Raw genomic sequence first — 18193 nt, forward strand, 5'->3', positions numbered from 1 at the left:
TCCCTCAACGACCCGCCCACTCCCGCCACACCACGCGCCGGTCCACTGTCGCACGTCGGCTGATCTTCCACCGCTGGATCGCCGTGATCGGCAGCCTCGCCAGCACCTCCAGCAGCACGCGCAGGCGCAGCGGCACGTGGAAGTTGGCCGCGTCGGGCCGGTCGCGGCGGACCGGCAGCAGGGCGGTGATGGCCGCGAACCTGGCCAGTTCCCGCAGGGCCGTGCCCGCGGGCGCGCAGCGCAGGAGCATCAGCAGCCGGTTGCGCTCGTTCCAGCGGTGGAACCGGCGGGAGCCGGGGTCGGTGCTCGCGCCGTGCCGGTGGCGCACGCGGGCCGGGCCGACGGACAGCACCCGGTGCCCGGCCAGCCGGAGCCGCCACGCCGTGTCGGTGTCCTCGTAGTAGCAGAAGAACCCGGCCGGGACGCCGCCCGCGCGCTCCAGCGCGTCCCGCCGCAGCAGCGCCGCGCCGCCGCAGAAGCCGAACACCTCGCGACCGGCCAGGACCAGGTCGGCGCCGTGCCCGTCGGCGGTGAGCCGGACGCCGACCGACTGGGTCGAGCCGTCGGCCAGCAGCATCGACGGTGTCGCGGCGGCGGCGTCGGGCGTGGCGTCCAGGGCGTCTTCGAGCGCGGCGAGCCAGCCGTCGTCGGGTGCCGCGTCGTCGTTGAGCCAGGCCACGTACTCGGTGGTGATCCTCGGCAACGCCGCCGCGATACCGCCCGCGTAACCCCGGTTCACCGGCAGGCGCAGGGTCTCCGGGCGGCTCGGGTGCGCGGCGACGAGGTCGGCGGTGCCGTCGTCGGAGGCGTTGTCGACGACGAGTGTCCGGTGTGGACGTTGACGGGCGAGGGCGTCGAGGCAGGCGGTGATGTGCTCGCGGCCACGCCACGTGACCACGACCACCGTCGTGCTGGGGATCGGCACGGCGTGAGACGGTACGCGACGTGCCCGACCTCGTTGTGCTGACCGAGCAGTTGCTGGCGCCGGTGCCCGGCGGCACCGGCCGGTACACGCGCGAGCTGGCCGCCGCGCTGGCCGCCACCGCGCCCGCCGGGTGGACCGTGACGGGGGTGGTGAGCAGGCACGCGGACACCTCGGCCGCCGTGATCCCCGGTGTGCTGGGTCCGCGCGTGCTGCCGTTGCCCCGACGGGCGCTGATCGCGGCGTGGGAGCGGGGTGTGCCGTACTGGCCGGGCGGCGACTCGGTGCACGCGTTCACGCCGTTCGCGCCGCCGCGCGGGCGGGTGGTGGTGACCGTGCACGACACCGTGCCGTGGACGCACCCGTCGACCTTGACGCCGCGCGGGGTGGCGTGGCACCAGCGCGTGATCAGCCGCGCGGTGGCCCGTGCGGGCGCGATCGTGGTGCCGACGTCGGTCGTCGCGCAGGAGCTGCGGAGGTACGCGCCCGGACCGGCGCCCGTCCACGTGGTGGGCAACGGCGTGACGGAGTTCCCGCCGGAGGAGCCGGTGGACGTGCCGCCCCGGTACGTGCTGGCGATCGGCACCATCGAGCCGCGCAAGGGTTTCGACCTGCTGGTGGCAGCGACCGCCGAGCTGGGCGTGCCGCTGGTCGTGGTCGGGCCGCAGGGGTGGGGCGGGGTGGACCTGCGTGCGCCGCACGTCCACCTGCTGGGACGGTTGACCGACGCCCAACTGGCTTTCGTGCTGCGGCGGGCGGCGGTGCTGGCCGCGCCGAGCCTGGCCGAGGGGTTCGGGCTGCCGGTGGTGGAGGCGATGGCGGCCGGCGTGCCGGTGGTGCACTCGGACGCGCCCGCGCTGGTCGAGGTGGCCGGCGGCGCCGGGGTGGCCGCGCCGCGCGGCGACGGTGCGGCGCTCGTCACAGCACTTCGTGCGGTGCTGTCGGATCCTGGTGCGGCCGAACGCATGATCGCTGCGGGTCTGCTCCGGGCCGAGGCTTTCACCTGGGAAAACGCCGCGCGCTCGGTGTGGGCGATCCACCTCGGGATGTTTCGTCGTTGAATCGTTTGCGCCATTCCCGGTCAACCTGTCGGCCGTCCGCCGTACCCTTCACCGCGTGTCACCCGTCGAACCCAGCGTGCTGATCGACGCCACCGCCGTCCCAGCCGACCGAGGTGGCGTCGGGCGGTACGTGGACTCCCTGGTGGCCGCGCTGGACGCGGACGGCGCACGGCTCAGCGTGGTGTGCCAACCCCGTGACGCGGCGCTCTACACGTCCCTGGCGCCCGACTCGCGGGTCATCCCGGCGGCGGACGCGGTGGCGACCCGGACCGCGCGGCTCACGTGGGAGCAGACGACCCTGCCGAGGCTGGCGAACCGGCTCGGCGTGGCGGTCGTGCACTCGCCGCACTACACCGTGCCGCTGGCGAACCGGGCGGCGTCCGTGGTGACGCTGCACGACGCGACCTTCTTCACCGACCCGGTGCTGCACTCGTCGGTCAAGGCCCGCTTCTTCCGGGCCTGGACCAGGGCGTCGCTGCGGCGGGCCGCGCTGTGCGTCGTGCCGTCGCGGGCGACCGCCGACGAGCTGGCCCGGGTGGCTGGCGCGGACCGGCGGTTGCTGCACATCGCCCAGCACGGCGTGGAGAACGAGCGGTTCCACCCGCCGACGCCCGAGCAGGTGGCCGCGGTCCGCCGGATGCTGTCGCTGGGTGACGCGCCCTACGTGGCGTTCCTGGGCGCCCTGGAGCCGCGGAAGAACGTCCCGGCGCTGATCCGCGGTTTCGCGCAGGCGTGCCGCGACCGGCCGAACCCGCCCGCGCTCGTGCTCGCCGGCCAGCCCGGCTGGGACAGCCAGGTCGAACGGGCGCTGGACGCCGTGCCGCACCGGGTCCGCGTGATCCGGGCCGGTTACCTGCCGTTCTCGTCGCTGGCCGGTTTCCTCGGCGGCGCGGAGCTGGTGGCGTACCCGTCGCTCGGCGAGGGGTTCGGGCTGCCCGTGCTGGAGGCGATGGCCTGCGGCGCGGCCGTGCTGACGACGCGGCGGCTGAGCCTGCCCGAGGTGGGCGGCGACGCGGTGGCGTACTGCGGGGTCGGCGCGGGTGACATCGCGGCGGCCCTCGGCGAGCTGCTGGACGACCCGGCCCGGCGCGCCGAGCTGGCGGCGGCGGCGGTCGTGCGGGCGAAGGACTTCTCCTGGTCCACGTCGGCGGCCCGGCACCGGTTGGCCTACGAGCGCGCGGCGCGTTCGCACCGGCAGCGCTGATCACGGTTCTCCCGATCCCGTCCGTCCACTTGCGCCGTGGATACCCCCTAGGGGTATAGTTGCCGGCATGAAGGCATCCTGGTCAATGGCGGTATCGGCGACACTGCACTGCCTCACGGGCTGTGCCATCGGCGAAGTGCTCGGCATGGTCATCGGCACCGCGATCGGCTTGCCCAACTGGGGCACCGTCGTGCTGGCCGTGGCGTTGGCGTTCTTCTTCGGCTACGCGCTGACCCTGCGCGGCGTGCTGAAGACCGGCCTCGGCTTCGCCGCGGCGCTGAAGGTGGCGCTGGCCGCGGACACCGTGTCCATCGCGGTGATGGAGGTCGTCGACAACGCGATCATGCTGGTGGTGCCGGGCGCGATGGAGGCCGGCGTCTCCAGCCTGCTGTTCTGGGGCGCGCTGGCGTTCTCGTTGGCGGTGGCGTTCGTGCTGACCGTGCCGGTGAACCGGTGGCTCATCTCGCGCGGCAAGGGGCACGCCGTCGTGCACCACGCCCACCACCACTAGGGTGGCCGGCGTGACGCGTTACGGAGATGAGCTGGCGGTGGTGACCGTCACCTACTCGCCCGGTGAGACCCTGGACACCTTCCTGTCCACGTTGTCGACGGCGACCACGCGACCGGTGTCGGTGGTGCTGGCGGACAACGGTTCCACCGACGGTGTGCCCGAACGCGCCGCCGCCGAGCACCCGCACGTGACCCTCGTGCCGACCGGGGGCAACCTCGGCTACGGCGGGGGCGCGAACCGGGGCGTCGCGTCGCTGCCGCCGTCGGTCGGGTGGGTGGTGATCGCCAACCCGGACCTGTCGTGGGGCGTCGGCAGCCTGGACGCGCTGCTGGAAGCCGCCAAGCGGTGGCCCCGCGGCGGCGCGTTCGGCCCGCTGATCCGGGAGCCGTCCGGCGCGGTGTACCCGTCGGCGCGGCTGCTGCCGTCGTTGGGGCGGGGGCTGGGGCACGCGCTGTTCGCGGTCGTGTGGCCGTCGAACCCGTGGTCGCGGGAGTACCGGCAGGCGGCGGCGACGCCGGAGGAGCGGACGGCCGGCTGGCTGTCCGGCTCGTGCCTGCTGCTGCGGCGGGAGGCGTTCGACTCGGTCGACGGCTTCGACCCCCGGTACTTCATGTACTTCGAGGACGTCGACCTGGGCGACCGCCTCGGCCGCGCGGGCTGGCTGAACGTGTACGTGCCGGAGGCGGAGGTCGTGCACATCGGCGGCCACTCGACCCAGCGCGCGTCGAAGCGCATGCTCGCCGCCCACCACTCCAGCGCGTACCGCTACCTGGCCGACCGCCACCGCGGCCCGCAGTGGGCGCCGCTGATGCTGGCCGTGCGCGCCGGCCTGTCGTTGCGGCTTCGCCTGATGACCCGCTGATCGCACCTTGCCGCGGGCCGTTCCCGTGGATGATGTCCCGGTGCGCCGCTCCCTCTCCTACAGCGACGCGGTGAAGCTGCTCGGCGGCGACACCGGTCTCGTGAAGTTCCTGGACCTCGCCTCGGCGGCGGCCGTGCTGCTCACGGGTGGGATAGACCTGCTGGACGCCCGCACGGAGGTCGTGCGGGTGGGCAAGCAGGTGCTGTCCTCGGTGCGCGAGCGGGTGGCCGGCCTGCACCGCGTCGACCGGACCCGATTACTCGAAGCCGCGCACAGCATCCTCGTGGTCACCTCGTTTTTCGAGGCCCTGGACGGGTTGAGGCTGCCGTTCAAGATAACTATCACCACGAACGAGCAGCTGGTCCTCGCCGGCGGCCGGCCCGTGCCAGGGCGCAAGGCGCGCGTCGTCAGCGCGCTGCTGGAGACGACGATCCCCCTGCCGAGCGCCGAACAGCCTCCCGACGTCGTCACCAACGAGCTGTCGGCCTTCTACGGGAACACCGCCTCGAAGCTCGTGGACTTCCTCGCCGGCTTCGAGGCCTGGGGTGACCTCCCCGCGCTCAGACGAGACGAGTTCGTCCTGGAGACGCAGGAGTTGTCGAGCCGGGCCGTGGCCCTCTACCAGGCGCGATACCGGCAACTGGCGGTCGACTGCCCCGAGTTCGCGGTGTGGGCCTCCGGCATCGAGCACGCGGCGACCCGGGCCGAGGTCCGAAACGCGCTGGAGGACATGCGGGGGCTGTTGGCGCAGCTCGCGGGCGCCCAGCCGCCGGACGAACGCCGCACCGGCCTGGCCCGGAGCTGCCGCGCCGAGCTGGACCGGCCGATCGTCGACGGCGAGGTCCCGTCCGGGCTGGTGCTGCCGACGCTGGCCCAGGCGTACGTGTCGCCGCGCTTCAAAGTCGCCGAAGCCGGCACGGCCGACGACGTCAGCGCGGACGCCTGGTGGTCCGACGAGCCGGTCCGCACCGACCTGGACGACTACCTGGCCGGCTACTTCACCTCGTCGCAGGCGACCGCCGCGCCGCTGGTCGTGCTGGGGCAGCCGGGCGCGGGCAAGTCGCTGCTGACCAAGGTGCTCGCCGCGCAGTTGCCCGCCGAGGACTTCCTGCCGATCCGGGTCGTGCTGCGGGACGTGCCGGCCGACGCGACGTTGCAGGACCAGGTCGAGGACGCCATCACGCGGGCCACGGGCGAGCGGCTGACCTGGCCCGACCTGGCCCGCGCGGCGGCGCCCGCCGTTCCGGTGGTGCTCCTGGACGGCTTCGACGAGCTGCTCCAGGCCACCGGCACGAGCAGGTCGGACTACCTGGCGCGGGTCCGCGACTTCCAGCGCCGTGAGTCGGACCAGGGACGTGCGGTGATCGTCGTGGTGACGAGCCGGATCGCGGTCGCGAACCGCGCGCGGTTCGCCGGCTCCACCGTGGTGCTGAAGCTGGAGCCGTTCGGCGAGGACCAGGTCCGCCGCTGGCTGGACGTGTGGAACACCGTCAACCCCGGCGCCGTGCTGTCGCCGGAGGTCGCGCTGCGGTTCGCGGACCTCGCCGGCCAGCCGTTGCTGCTGTTCATGCTGGCGCTCTACAACGCGGACGGGAACGCCCTGCACACCGAAGGGGCGGAACTCGCCAAGGCCCGCCTGTACGAGCGGTTGTTGACCAGGTTCGCCCGCCGTGAGGTCGCCAAGAGCCTGCACGGCGCGTTGGACGACCAGGTCGACCAGGCCGTGGAGGAGGAGCTGGTCAGGCTGTCGGTGGTCGCCTTCGCGATGTTCAACCGCGGCGTGCAGTGGGTCGACGAGACCGAGTTGGACGAGGACCTGAACGCCCTGCTGCACACCGGGGCGCGAGGCGTGCGGGACAAGCTCCGGCTCAGCTCGGCCCAGCTGGCGGTCGGCCGGTTCTTCTTCGTCCACGCCGCCCGTGCCTCGCACGACGGCCAGGTCTCGCGGACCTACGAGTTCCTGCACGCGACGTTCGGCGAGTACCTGGTGGCCCGCCTGGTCCACCGGGTGTCGCTGGACCTGCTGGCCCGGGAGCGCGCGGCCAAGTCGCGCTACGGGCGTCAGGAACCCGGCACGGGGTGGCTCGAGCCCGTGCTGTCCTTCGCGCCGCTCACCACCCGCACGCCCGTGGTCTCGTTCTTGGGGGAGCTGTTCGACGGCACCCCCGAAGCCGACCGCGCGGCGCTGCACGGGCTGTTCACCGACCTGGTCGGCACGGCCCAGCACCGGCCACCGGGCGTCGACCACCCCGAGTACGTCCCGCGCGTCCTGCCGATCGCCGGCCGCATCGCGGCGTACACCGCGAACCTCGTCGTCCTGGCCGTCGTCGTCAGCGGGCGGTTGGCGGACTTCGACCGGGACGAGTGGCAAGCGCTGGCGCTGTTGTGGCAGTCGCAGCTCGACGGGGAGGAGTGGGCCAGGCTGATCGAGGTGCTTCAGATCGAGCGCCTGCGCGTGAACGGCGAGCCGACCATCGCGGTGGGCCCGTCGAAGGGCTGGTTCGACTCGCAAATCGACATGGGGTGGTTGACCGGTCTCGACGCCGACGCGCGGGGCGCTCACCTGCCGCCCTTGCTCGACGAATTGCAGCGGTGGGAGGACTTCCGCCCGACCTGGTCCGGTGGACATGCGCTGCACAACCTCGAACCACTCATAGCCACGATGGAGCGCGCGCTGAATTCGCTGGTGTCGCACGAAGGCGAGTTCCACACCTTCGCGCGCCTGTTGCTCACCGTGCTCACCTCCGAACACCCGTCCGAGCGGGTCGCCGCCTACACGACCGCCTTGTCGTCGCTCGACGACCGGATGTTCCCGCTCGAACCGGGCTACTGGACGCTGCTCTTCACCACCCTGGCCAGGGACGAGGCGGCCACCGTCCCGTTGCTCGACCTGGCGACCCTGTACGGGGCGAGGACCAGGGCGGAGCCGGCGGCGATGATCGCCTGCGCGTTGCGGCTGATGCGGATGACCGGGACGGCTCGCCGCCGCGCGGTCGACCTGATCGCGTACGTGTTCTCCGGCTCCGACGTGCTCGACCTGAGACTGATCGCCGAAGTGCTGGTCTGCTTCACGGAGATGAGCCTGGACACCCGGTTGCTGAACGTGTTCCACGATGTCCGGGGACTGTTCGAGGAGGCCGAGGTCGAGGCGATCGCGCGGTCGGACCGGCAGCTGGCCGTCCGGCTGGAGCGGGCGCTGGCGTCGATCGGTCCGGACGGTCACATGGCGCGGTAGTCGCGGGGTGAGAAGCGGGGGCCCCGGCGCGGTTTGGTGACCCCGGAAGCGAGGATGTAGCGGACGGCGCGGTGGCGTTGAGGCGCGTACGGGGCGAGGAGTTCGGCCATGCCGTCGTCGTCCACCGCCTCGCCGACCAGCGCCCAGCCGACGATCCCGGCCAGGTGGTAGTCGCCGAAGCTGACCGCGTCCGGGTCGCCCCAGGCCCGTTGCGCGACCTCCGCCGCCGTCCAGACGCCGATGCCGGGGACCTTCCGGAGCAGGTCGCGGCCTTCCTCGCCGCCCAGCTCGGACGCGCGCTCCAGCCGGTGCGCCACCTGGGCCGCCGCGATCAGGGCACGGCGACGTCCGCCGTCGACCCCCGCCTTGTGCCACTCCCAGTCGGTGATTCCCAGGATCGCCCGTGGCGTCGGCGGCACCTGGAGGCCGGTCGTGCCGGGCGCGGGCGTGCCGAATCGCCGGGCCAGCTCGCGGTACGACCGGAACGCCTCGATGCCCGTGACCTTCTGCTCCAGGATCGAGGGCAGCAGCGCGTCCCACACGCGGCCCGTCGTGCCGAGCCTGATGCCCGGACGTCGCCGCCGCGTCTCCGCGACCAACGGGTGGTGGCACTCGAACGCGGAGTCGTCGTCACCGGCTCCCAGCAACGCCGGCAGGCCGTCCAGCAGCCACTCCGCGCCCTCGCCCCACGCGTCCGCCTCCACCACGTCGGTGACGCGGACGCGCAGGGTGCCCGGCCCGGTCGGGGTGTTGGCGGCCAGCCACACCCCGTCGGCGCCGACGCGGAACGTGGGGTCGCCCGCGCCCCGCCGCAACGGCATCAGCAGCGCGCCGACGTCCAGCGGGAACGTCGGCGTCCACGTCCTACTCGGCATCACGGGCCATTACACCTCGGCTACACATCGGCGGAGAACCGCACGCCGCCCTCCGGCAGCACGACACCCGGCCACACGCGGGCGCCGTTGATCAGCTCGCACCGCGCGCCGACGACCGCGTCGTCACCGATCACCGCGTCCGACACGACCGCACCGGCCTGCACCAGCGAGTTCGCACCCAGGACGCTGCGCTCCACGCGCGCGCCCTCGCCGACCACCGCGCCGTCGAACAGCACCGAGCCGTCCACCACCGCGCCGGCCGCGACCGTGCAGTTCGCGCCGATCGTCGCGCCGCCCGTGACCACCGCGCTCCCGTCGACCACCGCGCCGTCGAGGATGACCGCGTCACCCTGCAACGTCAGCGCGGCGGTCGGCGCGATGCCGCGCACCAGGTCCGCCGAACCCTGCACGAACGCGGCCGGCGTGCCGAGGTCCAGCCAGTACGACGCGTCCACGTACCCCTGCACGCGCGCGCCCGCCGCCAGGAGCCCCGGGAACGTCTCGCGCTCCACCGACACCGGCCGACCTGCGGGGATGTCCTCGATCACCTCGCGCCGGAACACGTAGCAGCCCGCGTTGATCTGGTTCGTCGGCGGGTTCTCCGTCTTCTCCAGGAACGCCGTGACGCGGCCGTCGTCGTCCGTGGGGACGCAGCCGAACCGGCGCGGGTCGTCCACCCGGACCAGGTGCAGCGTGGCGTCGGCCTCGGCCTTGCGGTGCGTGTCGACGACGGCGCGCAGGTCGACGCCCGACAGGATGTCGCCGTTGAACACCACCACGTCGCGTTCGCGCAGCTTGTGGGCGACGTTGCGGATCGCGCCCGCCGTGTCCAGCGGCACGTCCTCGACCACGTACTCAAGCTCGAGGCCGAGCGCCGTGCCGTCACCGAAGTGCTCCTGGAAGACCTCGGCCTTGTAGGACGTGCCCAGCACGACGTGCGTCATGCCGGCTTCCCGGATCCGCGACAGCAAGTGGGTGAGGAACGGCACCCCGGCGGTCGGCAGCATGGGCTTGGGCGCGGACAGGGTCAGTGGTCGGAGTCGGGTTCCCTTGCCCCCGACCAGAACCACTGCCTCGGCGCCTTGCAGCTCCGACATGCCGTTTTTCCTCCTCCGCTTACTTCCACCTGTAGTTTGCGAATACTCTGGCACGAGCACTCCGGAGGCACGGGCGGTGGTCCGTGTCGACGAGCGTCACCGATCGGCACCGCCGGCGTTCCCCCAGCCGGCCCAAGGCACACGCAGGAGAGATCCGGATGGACCCCCGCGCTCGGGCCGACGCGGCGCTGGCCCGTGCTCGTGCACGTGGCCGCCACGTCGTGACGCCGGACAACATGACGTCTCCCATGGACTCGTCGGCGACCCAGCAGATCCCGCGAGCCATGGTCAACGCGGTCGACCCGCGTGGCGACGACCCGGACTCGACCATGGTCCTGGCGGCGCACGTCGCCGCAGGTCAGCCCGCCCCGCCGCCCCCGCCACCACCTCCGGCGGCACCCGAGCCGGAACCGGAGCAGCGCGTCGCCCCGGGCCCGGTCCCGACCGTCCAACAGGTCCCGACCGCCCGCCCGTCGCTGTCCCAACGCCTCTCGGGCGGCCAACCGCACCACCCCCCAGGCCTCTCCCAACGCCTGAACGGCGACACCTGACCGACCGGCGTGTCGAACCTTCGCGTCCCGCGTGTCGAACGCTCGGGTCCCGCGTGTCGAACGTTCGCGTACCCCGAGTTCAACGTTCGGGACAGCCGGCCGTGTTCTGAGCGTTGAACTCGGGGTACCGGAACGTTCGACACGGTGGTCCTGAGCGTTCGACACGCGGGACCTGGAGGTTCGACACGCGCGGGGTTAGAGGTGGGGGTGGGCGGCGGTGATCATGGGGTGCAGGTCGTCCACGTCCGGTGGCAGGGCGGCCAGCGGCCACCAGCGCAGGTCCAGCGACTCCGAGCTGCGGGTCGGTTCGGCGGACGCCGGGGCGCGGACCAGGAATCGGACGTCGAAGTGACGGGTCGGCTTGCCCAGTGAGCACGTGATCGGGTGCACGTCCAGGTGGATCGGCACCGGCGAGATGCGCAGGCCCGTGATGCCCGACTCCTCCGTCGCCTCACGCAGCGCCGCACCGGCCAACGTCGTGTCCGACGCCTCGCAGTGCCCGCCCAACTGCAGCCAACGGCCCACGCGCGGGTGCAGGGTGAGCAACGTCGCGTCCCCGGCGGACGACACCACCAGGGCCGACGCCGTGATGTGCCCCGGCTCGCACGAGCGCGAGCACGCGTCCTCCCGAGCCGCCAGGAACCCCAGGTACGCCTGCCGCAGCGACTCCTGCGCCCGGTCGGCGGGACGCCACGCGCCCAACGTCGCCACCGCGTCCCCGTGCAGAGCGGAGCTCACAGGTCCAGGTACCTCTCGCCCAGGTCGGGAAGCCCGCGCGGCGTCAGCTCCGCCTCCGGGTGCCCGACCGCCACCGCCCCCAACGGCTCCCAGTCCTCCGGCAGCCCCAACACGTCCCGCACCACGTCCGCGCAGAAGATCGTGGACGACACCCAGCACGACCCGAGCCCCTCGGCGGCCAACGCCACCAGCAGCCCCTGCACCGCCGCGCCACCCGCGATCGTGAACATCGTCCGCTCCGCCGCCGCACGCCGCTCGTCCGGGTACGAGTGCGCCCCCGACCGCACGAGGAACGGCACGACGATCTCCGGCGCGTTCCGCAGGAAGTCACCCCGCCCGACCCGCTTCGCGACCCGCTCCTCCGACCAACCGTCGGCGCGGAGGTCCGCCCGCCACCGGTCGGCCATCGCGTCCAGCAGCACGTCCCGCCGAGCGGTCAGCCGCACGAATCGCACGGGCTGCGTGTGGTGCGGCGCGGGCGCGGTCAACGCCGCCGCCACGGCCCGCCGCACGGCGTCCGCCGACACCGGAGCCGACGAGAACGACCGCACCGAACGACGCAGCAGCACCGCCTCCGAACGCCCCTGCGCCACCGCCTCGTCCGTGCCCAGCCAGAACATGTCGTCCGCCACCGGCCGGGTCAGCTCACGCGCCGTCGACCCGTCGTCGGTGAACGGCAACCCGCGCACGACCGCCACCGGCACCGCGCCGAGCTTGCCCTTCACCAGGTCGGCCGCCGCCGCGATCTCGTCGGCCACCGCGACCTCGGTCACCACGAGGGGGTTCCCGTAGCCGTCGACCGAACCCCCGTACCGGTGCAGCACCGCCAGCCCGGACGACCCGATCGCCGCGTCCGTCTGGCCGACCCGCCACGCCCGGCCCATCGTGTCGGTCACCACGACCGCCACCGACACGCCCAACCGCGCCGCCAACGCACCCCGCAACGCCGCCGCGGACCCGTCCGGGTCGACCGGCAGCAACGCGATCTCGTCGCCGTTCACGTTCGACGCGTCCACGCCGGACGCCGCCTGCACGACCCCGAGCTTGTTCTCGGTGATCAACGTCCGCCCGCGCCGCGCCAGCACGCGCACCGACTCGGCCTCGACCCACTCCCGCCGCACGGCGTCGCGCGCCTCGGGATCGGCCGGCACGGACACCAGCCGACCCTCCACTTTGGACAGAACCTTGGACGTCACGACGACGATGTCGCCGTCCGCCAACCAAGGCGCGGCCGACGCGATGGCGGACGCCAGGTCGTCACCGGGCCGGAACTCCGGCAGCCCCGCCACCGGCAACACCGTGATCGGCGCGGACGCCGCGTGGTCAGCCAACGTCGACACCGGCCAGTTCCAGCGCCGCCCGCGCCATCGCCGCCGTCGCGTCCACATCGGACATCAACAGCGGCACCGCGCGCACCGCCACGCCCGGCACGTCGCACCGGTCGCCGGTGTGCACGAGCCACCCGTCCAGCACGCCCTTGTCCGTGGTCCGGCGCGACCCGTAGTACCGGCCGACGGCCTCGGCGGAGGTCTCCACCCCGATCGCCGACAGGCACGCGTCCGCCATCCCGCGCAGCGGCTTGCCGCCGATGATCGGCGACAGCCCCACCACGCCGGCCTCGGTCTTGCGCAGCGCGTCGCGCATCCCCGGCACGCCGAGGATCGTGTTCACGCTCACCACCGGGTTGGACGGCGCGATCAGCACCGCGTCGGCGTCGCGCACGGCGTCCAGCACGCCGGGGGCGGGCGTCGCCGTCTCCACCCCTACCGACGCGAACGACCGCGCGGGCAGCTGGGCCCGGTGCTTGACCCACCACTCCTGGAAGTGGATCGCCTGCTCGCTCTCGTCCGTGGTCACCACGACGTGGGTCTCGACCCGGTCGTCCGACATCGGCAGCAACCGCACGCCCGGCTGCCAGCGGTGGCACAGCGCCTCCGTCACGGCCGACAGCGGGTAGCCCGCCCGCAGCATCCGGGTGCGCACCAGGTGCGTCGCGATGTCCCGGTCACCGAGGCCGAACCACGTCGGGTCGGCGCCGTAGGCGGCCAACTCCTCCTTGGCCGACCACGTCTCGTTCGCACGTCCCCAGCCGCGCTCCTTGTCGATCCCGTCACCGAGGGTGTACATGCAGGTGTCCAGGTCGGGACAGATCCGCAACCCGTGCATCCACACGTCGTCACCCGTGTTCACCACGGCGGTGATCTCGTGCTCCGGACCGGCCAGCAGGCTCTTCAGCCCGACCAGGAACCGTGCCCCGCCAACCCCGCCAACCAGTACGACGACCTTCACGAGTCGTCATCCTCCCACCGCTCGTCACCGCCAGAACAGGAAGGTGCCCTGCCCGCGCGCGGCCAGCCACCGGTCACCGCCGATCATCTCGAACACCGAGTACCCGGCCTCGAAGAACAACCGGCCGATGGTCGGGAACCCGATCAGCACCGCGAAGAGCACGAACGGCGCCCACATCCGCGCCTTCGCGCCGAACTGCCGAGCCGAGTAGGACATGTACGGCTCGATCGCGCCCCAGCCGTCCAGCCCCGGGATCGGCAGGATGTTGAGCACGAACGCGAGGATCTGCACGGCCGCCAGGTACGACAAAGCGGCGGCCAAACCCGCGGGCGGCGTGAAAAGGATCACCGACAGCGACAGCAGCACCCCGAGGACCAGGTTGCTCAGCGGTCCGGCCAACGACACCATCGACTCCACGCGCTTGTTGCGCAACGCGTGGTGGTTGATCCACACCGCGCCGCCGGGCAGCGGGATTCCGCCGAACGCCAGCAGCACCAGCGGCAGCACGATGCTGAAAACCGGATCGGTGTAGCGGCGGATGTCGAGCGTCAGGTAGCCCTTGGCCTGCACGGCGTAGTCGCCGCCGCGGTAGGCCACGATCGCGTGGCCGAACTCGTGCAGGCACAGCGAAACCGCCCAGCCGCCCAGCACGAACAGCACCGTGCCCGCGGTCACCGCGGCCGTGGAGTCGTCGAACAGGGTCAGCACGGCGCCTGCCACCGTCACCGCGAGCAGGCTGAGGAACAGTGGACTCGGACGCACCGCTGATCGCTTCACGCTTCCAGTGTGGCCTCTCCGGACCGGTGGCTCACAGCCCGTCCGGTAGGCCATCCGCGCAGCCGTTATCGCTGGGCGCACCGCCTCAATCACCGTCTGTGCTGCTAGTCAAGGCTTTTCGCGCCATCTGCGGGAATATCCCCCGTCCTGTGGACTCCGCTTGACCGCGTGTTGTGACACAGGTGTAATCACATCGGTGTCATTCGTCGTTGTGGGGACGGCGAGTGGTGTCCGCCAACCGGGGAGAGCGGAAGGCGAGGAGGCGGACTATGCAGGAATTCGACGGGGGTCGCATCGTGGACGGGGACGTCCCGGCACCGGAGCCGGTCGTACTCGACCTGTTCGACGCGGCCGATGAGCAGGACTGGCAGGAGCGCGCCCTGTGCGCGCAGACCGACCCCGAGGCGTTCTTCCCGGAGAAGGGCGGCTCGACCAGGGAGGCCAAGCGGATCTGCCTCGGTTGCGAGGTGCGCTCCGAATGCCTGGAGTACGCCTTGCAGCACGACGAGCGCTTCGGCATTTGGGGCGGGCTGTCCGAGCGTGAGCGGAGGAAGCTCAAAAAGCGCGCGGTGTGATCGAGGCGCACGGGTGATCGCTTGCGGGTTCGCTCTGGCTTACCGTGGTCGTCCCACGGCGTAGTCGAAGCGACCTAGGAGCGGCACTTGACGAGCGGGGCCACTCCGCGGCTGCGCACCGCGCCCGTGCTGGCGGTGCTGGTGTGCCACGACGGCGACCGGTGGCTGGGCACGGCGCTGTCGTCGCTGCGCCGCCAGCAGCCGCGGCCGCGGCACGTGATCGCGGTCGACACGGGTTCCCTGGACGGCACCGCGAAGCTGCTCGCCGATGCCGCCGTTGGTCCCGATCGGGTGATCGACGGCGTGCTGACGCTGCCCCGCGGCACCGGGTTCGGCGAGGCCGTGCGGGCCGCCGTCGAGCACGCCGTGCAGCGGTGGGGCGATCCGGGCGCGTGGCTGTGGTTGCTGCACGACGACTGCGCGCCGGAACCGGACTGCCTGTCCGCGTTGCTGACCGCGGCCGAGGTGTCGCCGTCGGCGGCCGTGCTCGGTCCGCTGGGCCTGGACTGGGCCGACCCGCGGCTGGTGGTGGAGGCGGGGCTGTCGACCGACGCGTCCGGCCACCGGCAGACCGGCATGGGCCGGGTGGAGCTGGCCGGGTCGTTCCAGCAGAGCACCGAGGCGTTGGCGGTGCCGTCGGCCGGGTCGCTGATCCGCCGCACGGCGTGGGAAGCGCTCGGCGGCTACGACCGCACGATGCCGTTGCTGCGCGACGACATCGACTTCGGCTGGCGCGCCAACCTCGCCGGGCACCTCGTGCTGTCCGTCCCGGTGGCGCGGATGCGGCACGCGCGTGCGGCAGGACGTGGCGCGCGGCGGTTGGACGCGGCGGCGGGACGGCCCGGACCGGCGTTGCGCGGCGTGGACCGGGCGCACGGGCTGCGCACGTTCCTGGTCAACTGCGGCACGGTGTCGTTCGTTCTGGGGCTGCCGCGGATCGCCGTGCTCGCGTTCCTGCGCGCCCTGGGCTTCTTGCTGCTGCGCCGCTTCTCCGACGCGCGCGCGGAGCTGGGCGCGCTGCGGTACCTGCTGAGCGGACGGGCGCGACTGCTGGCCGGGCGTGCCGAGCGACCGGCGCACGGGGTGGTGCGCGGGCTGTTCACCAGCCGGATCACGCGCTCGCGCAACGCGATCCGCGCCGCGTCCGCCGCGCTGGTCCGGCGGCGCGTCGAGGCGGACCTGGCGTTGGGCCGGTTGCCCGAGGACGACTCGCGGCCGGGCGCGTGGTCGCTTCCGTCCGAAGTGGAGCGTCCGGTGGTCGGCCCGGCGGCGCTGCCGGCCGGTGTGCTGTCACGGCGGCGTCCCGTGCGGGCGACCGGTGGGCTGCGCCGGCCCGCGGTGACGGTGCCGGTGGAGGCGTCGACCGGCCCCCGGCCCTCGCCACGTCCGCGGCCTTCGCCCGTGCCGCGCGGGCAGGGTTCGCCGGGTGTGGTGTTCGTGGAGGTGGACCGGGCGCGGGTGCTGTGGTCGTTGGTGCTCGGACCGCCGTTGTTGCTGGTCGTGGGGCTGGCGGTGTTCGGTGTCCTGGCGAACGCGGCGCGGATCGGGCTCGACCTGAGCGGCGGTCGGCTGCTGCCGGTCGGCGACCTGGAGAGCACCTGGTCGTCGTACCTGGCGGCGTGGCACCCGGTGGCGGGTGGGACGACCGCGCCCGCGCCGGCCGCGTTGGCCGTGCTCGGGACGGTCGGCGTGCTGGTGGGGTCGCCCGCGTCCCTGGTGGCGTTGTTGTTCATCGGCGACGCGCCGTTGGCCGGGCTGCTGGCGTACGTGGCGTCACGGCGGATGCCCGTGCGGCGGCCCGTGCGCGCGCTGGTGGCGGCGGCGTACGCGTTGCTGCCGGCGGCGACGGCGGCGGTGAGCCAAGGGCGGCTGGACGTCGTCGTGGTGCACGTGCTCGCGCCGGTGGTGTTCGCCGGTGTGGCGTCCGTGCTGCGCGGTGGGGCGGGCGCGTCGTGGCTGCCGGTGGCGTCGGGGACGGCGCTGGCGTTGGCGGCGGTGGGCGCGTTCTCGCCGTTCGTGCACGCGCTGGTGGCGTTGGCGGCGCTGGTCGGGTTCGTGGTGGTGCCCGGGCGGCACGGTGACGGTCGGCGGCGGGTGGCATCGCTGTTCATGGTCGTGCTGCTGCCGATGGCGTTGCTGCTGCCGTGGCCGGCGGTGGTGTTGCAGAACCCGACCGTCGTGCTGCACGGGGTCGGTGCGTTCGTGCAGTCGCCCGCCGTGGGGCTGGTGGACCTGCTGTCACTGCGGCCGGGCGGGACGGGAGCGGTGCCGTTCGTCGGGTTGCTGGTGGTCGGGTTCGCGCTGGTGGCGGCGGTGCTGCGGCCGTCGCGGTCGATGCTGGCGGGGTTCGCGGTGGTGGTGCTGGGCGGGTTCGCGGTGATCGTGCTGCGGACCGTGCCGGTGGCGCCGCTGCCCGGCGGTGACGCTTCGCACGGGTGGACCGGCGGGCCGTTGGTGCTGGTCGGGTGGGGGTTGCTGTGGGTGGTGCTGTCGGCGTTCCGGCGGGACGTCGGCACGGTGCCGGTGCGACGGGTCGTGTCGGTGGTCGGCGTGCTGTCGTTGGTGGGGCTGGCGTGCGCGGGGTTCGTCGGGCTGCGGTCGGGTGCGTTGACGGCGGACGGCGCGCGGTTGCCGTCGACGTTGGCGCAGGAGCTCCCGCGGACCGGGCGGTCGGTGCTCGTGCTGGGGACGCCGACGCGGCTGGTGGCCGGGCGGTTGCCCGCGTTCGGCGATGACGACCTCGTGCCCGTGCCGACGGCGGTGGCGCGGCTGGAGCGGTGGTCACGTGACCTGACCGGCGGGTCGCCGGCGGCGGCGCGGGTGGCGTTGGCGCAGGCCGCTGCGGCGGGGGTGGCGTTCGTGGTCGCGCCGGACCTGGGCACGGCGCAGCGGGTGCGTGACGGCGTCGGCGACCTGGTGGCCGTGACGCTGGCGATGTCGGACGGGCGGCCGGTGCTGCGGGTGCAGCTGGCGGCGGGCAACGCCGTGCTGCTGTCGCCGGAGCTGGCGCGGCGGGCCCGGACGGGCGGGAACCCGCCGGTGGAGCTGGGCGCGCCCGGTATCGCCCCGGTCGAGGCCGCACCGCCCGACGTGGGCGTTCAGGTGTCCGAGGGGCCGGAGGGGCGGCTGCTCGTGCTGGCGGCGGAGGAGGAGCCGGGCTGGCGGGCGTGGGTGGACGGGCGTGAGGTGACGATCGTGCGGGCGTGGGGGCACCTGGTCGGCGTGACGGTGCCGACCACGGGCTCGGAGGTCCGCGTGGAGGCGTCCTCGACCCTGCGCGAGCTCCTGCTGATGCTCCAGGCCGCCGCCGCCCTCTTCACCGTCCTGACCGCCATCCCCTCGCGCCGCCGCCCCTGAACGTCGAACTCGGGGTACCCGAGCGTTCGACACGCGGGCGCTGAGCGTTGCGTTCGACACGCGGGCGCTGAGCGTTCGACACGCCCGACCTGGCGTTGTTGGGCGGGCGCCCGGGGCAACCCGGCCGGCACCCGGGAGC

General features: G+C 73.3%; 15 protein-coding genes. 8 read left to right on the plus strand and 7 right to left on the minus strand.

Features of this window, described 5'->3' with window-relative positions; genetic code table 11:
* Positions 1-4 precede the first annotated feature (4 nt).
* On the minus strand, positions 5-919 hold the full coding sequence (locus LNK82_RS31275; protein ID WP_230570504.1) for a glycosyltransferase family 2 protein: 915 nt from the start codon (positions 917-919) through the stop codon (positions 5-7).
* 26 nt (positions 920-945) lie between these two features.
* Between LNK82_RS31275 and LNK82_RS31280 the strand changes: the two genes are divergently transcribed.
* The 5 genes from LNK82_RS31280 to LNK82_RS31300 all read left to right on the plus strand — a co-directional run bounded on the left by LNK82_RS31280 (position 946) and on the right by LNK82_RS31300 (position 7795).
* Positions 946-1983, plus strand: a complete 1038-nt coding sequence (locus tag LNK82_RS31280) for a glycosyltransferase family 4 protein (protein WP_230570478.1) — start codon at positions 946-948, stop codon at positions 1981-1983.
* 76 nt (positions 1984-2059) lie between these two features.
* On the plus strand, positions 2060-3187 hold the full coding sequence (locus LNK82_RS31285) for a glycosyltransferase family 4 protein (RefSeq protein ID WP_230570505.1): 1128 nt from the start codon (positions 2060-2062) through the stop codon (positions 3185-3187).
* Between the two features lie 85 nt (positions 3188-3272).
* Complete coding sequence (locus LNK82_RS31290; protein ID WP_230570506.1) at positions 3273-3698, plus strand: DUF4396 domain-containing protein; 426 nt, start codon at positions 3273-3275, stop codon at positions 3696-3698.
* Positions 3699-3708: 10 nt separating this feature from the next.
* The gene (locus tag LNK82_RS31295; protein ID WP_230570479.1) at positions 3709-4560 is read left to right on the plus strand and encodes a glycosyltransferase; all 852 of its coding nucleotides are present in this window, start codon (positions 3709-3711) and stop codon (positions 4558-4560) included.
* Positions 4561-4600: 40 nt separating this feature from the next.
* Positions 4601-7795, plus strand: coding sequence for an NACHT domain-containing protein (locus LNK82_RS31300; RefSeq protein WP_230570480.1), 3195 nt, complete (start codon positions 4601-4603; stop codon positions 7793-7795).
* Here the strand turns inward: LNK82_RS31300 and LNK82_RS31305 are convergent.
* Both LNK82_RS31305 and manB read right to left on the minus strand, forming a co-directional pair.
* Entirely contained in the window at positions 7780-8670 is an 891-nt protein-coding gene (locus tag LNK82_RS31305; RefSeq protein ID WP_230570481.1) for a DNA-3-methyladenine glycosylase family protein, read from the minus strand. The two genes, LNK82_RS31300 and LNK82_RS31305, sit on opposite strands and share 16 nt — an antisense overlap.
* A gap of 20 nt (positions 8671-8690) precedes the next feature.
* Positions 8691-9767 (minus strand): mannose-1-phosphate guanylyltransferase, encoded by a 1077-nt coding sequence (gene manB, locus LNK82_RS31310; protein WP_230570482.1) that lies wholly within the window; start codon positions 9765-9767, stop codon positions 8691-8693.
* Between the two features lie 158 nt (positions 9768-9925).
* On the opposite strand from manB, the gene LNK82_RS31315 reads away from it, so the two are divergent.
* A complete protein-coding gene (locus tag LNK82_RS31315) occupies positions 9926-10318 on the plus strand; it encodes a hypothetical protein (RefSeq protein ID WP_230570483.1) in 393 nt (130 codons plus the stop codon).
* A 195-nt stretch (positions 10319-10513) separates the two neighbouring features.
* Here LNK82_RS31315 and LNK82_RS31320 read toward each other — a convergent pair whose 3' ends face one another.
* From LNK82_RS31320 to LNK82_RS31335, 4 genes are read right to left on the minus strand one after another with little or no spacing between them, the layout of a single operon-like run.
* Positions 10514-11056: an NUDIX hydrolase gene (locus LNK82_RS31320; RefSeq protein WP_230570484.1), complete on the minus strand. Its 543-nt coding sequence runs from the start codon at positions 11054-11056 to the stop codon at positions 10514-10516.
* Positions 11053-12387, minus strand: a complete 1335-nt coding sequence (locus tag LNK82_RS31325; protein ID WP_372470694.1) for a coenzyme F420-0:L-glutamate ligase — start codon at positions 12385-12387, stop codon at positions 11053-11055. Before LNK82_RS31325 ends, LNK82_RS31320 begins: the two co-directional genes overlap by 4 nt.
* Positions 12380-13345: a 2-phospho-L-lactate transferase gene (cofD, locus tag LNK82_RS31330; RefSeq protein WP_230570486.1), complete on the minus strand. Its 966-nt coding sequence runs from the start codon at positions 13343-13345 to the stop codon at positions 12380-12382. Before cofD ends, LNK82_RS31325 begins: the two co-directional genes overlap by 8 nt.
* Before the next feature lie 24 nt (positions 13346-13369).
* Positions 13370-14122 carry a site-2 protease family protein gene (locus LNK82_RS31335; protein ID WP_230570487.1) on the minus strand — a complete coding sequence of 251 codons (753 nt, stop codon included), beginning with the start codon at positions 14120-14122 and terminating at the stop codon, positions 13370-13372.
* A gap of 269 nt (positions 14123-14391) precedes the next feature.
* On the opposite strand from LNK82_RS31335, the gene LNK82_RS31340 reads away from it, so the two are divergent.
* Together LNK82_RS31340 and LNK82_RS31345 are read left to right on the plus strand one after the other, a co-directional pair.
* Complete coding sequence (locus tag LNK82_RS31340; RefSeq protein WP_053723270.1) at positions 14392-14697, plus strand: WhiB family transcriptional regulator; 306 nt, start codon at positions 14392-14394, stop codon at positions 14695-14697.
* A gap of 87 nt (positions 14698-14784) precedes the next feature.
* Positions 14785-18054: a glycosyltransferase family 2 protein gene (locus tag LNK82_RS31345; protein WP_230570488.1), complete on the plus strand. Its 3270-nt coding sequence runs from the start codon at positions 14785-14787 to the stop codon at positions 18052-18054.
* Positions 18055-18193 lie beyond the last annotated feature (139 nt).

Origin of the sequence: Saccharothrix luteola (assembly GCF_020859565.1) — a bacterium.
GTDB classification, from domain to species: domain Bacteria; phylum Actinomycetota; class Actinomycetes; order Mycobacteriales; family Pseudonocardiaceae; genus Actinosynnema; species Actinosynnema luteola.

What these genes read in the sequence shown, in the direction of transcription:
- LNK82_RS31340 (WP_053723270.1), top strand. Translation starts at nt 14,392, where the DNA reads ATGCAGGAATTCGACGGGGGTCGCATCGTGGACGGGGACGTCCCGGCA.
- LNK82_RS31315 (WP_230570483.1), top strand. Translation starts at nt 9,926, where the DNA reads ATGGACCCCCGCGCTCGGGCCGACGCGGCGCTGGCCCGTGCTCGTGCA.
- LNK82_RS31290 (WP_230570506.1), top strand. Translation starts at nt 3,273, where the DNA reads ATGGCGGTATCGGCGACACTGCACTGCCTCACGGGCTGTGCCATCGGC.
- manB (WP_230570482.1), bottom strand. Translation starts at nt 9,767, where the DNA reads ATGTCGGAGCTGCAAGGCGCCGAGGCAGTGGTTCTGGTCGGGGGCAAG.
- LNK82_RS31305 (WP_230570481.1), bottom strand. Translation starts at nt 8,670, where the DNA reads ATGCCGAGTAGGACGTGGACGCCGACGTTCCCGCTGGACGTCGGCGCG.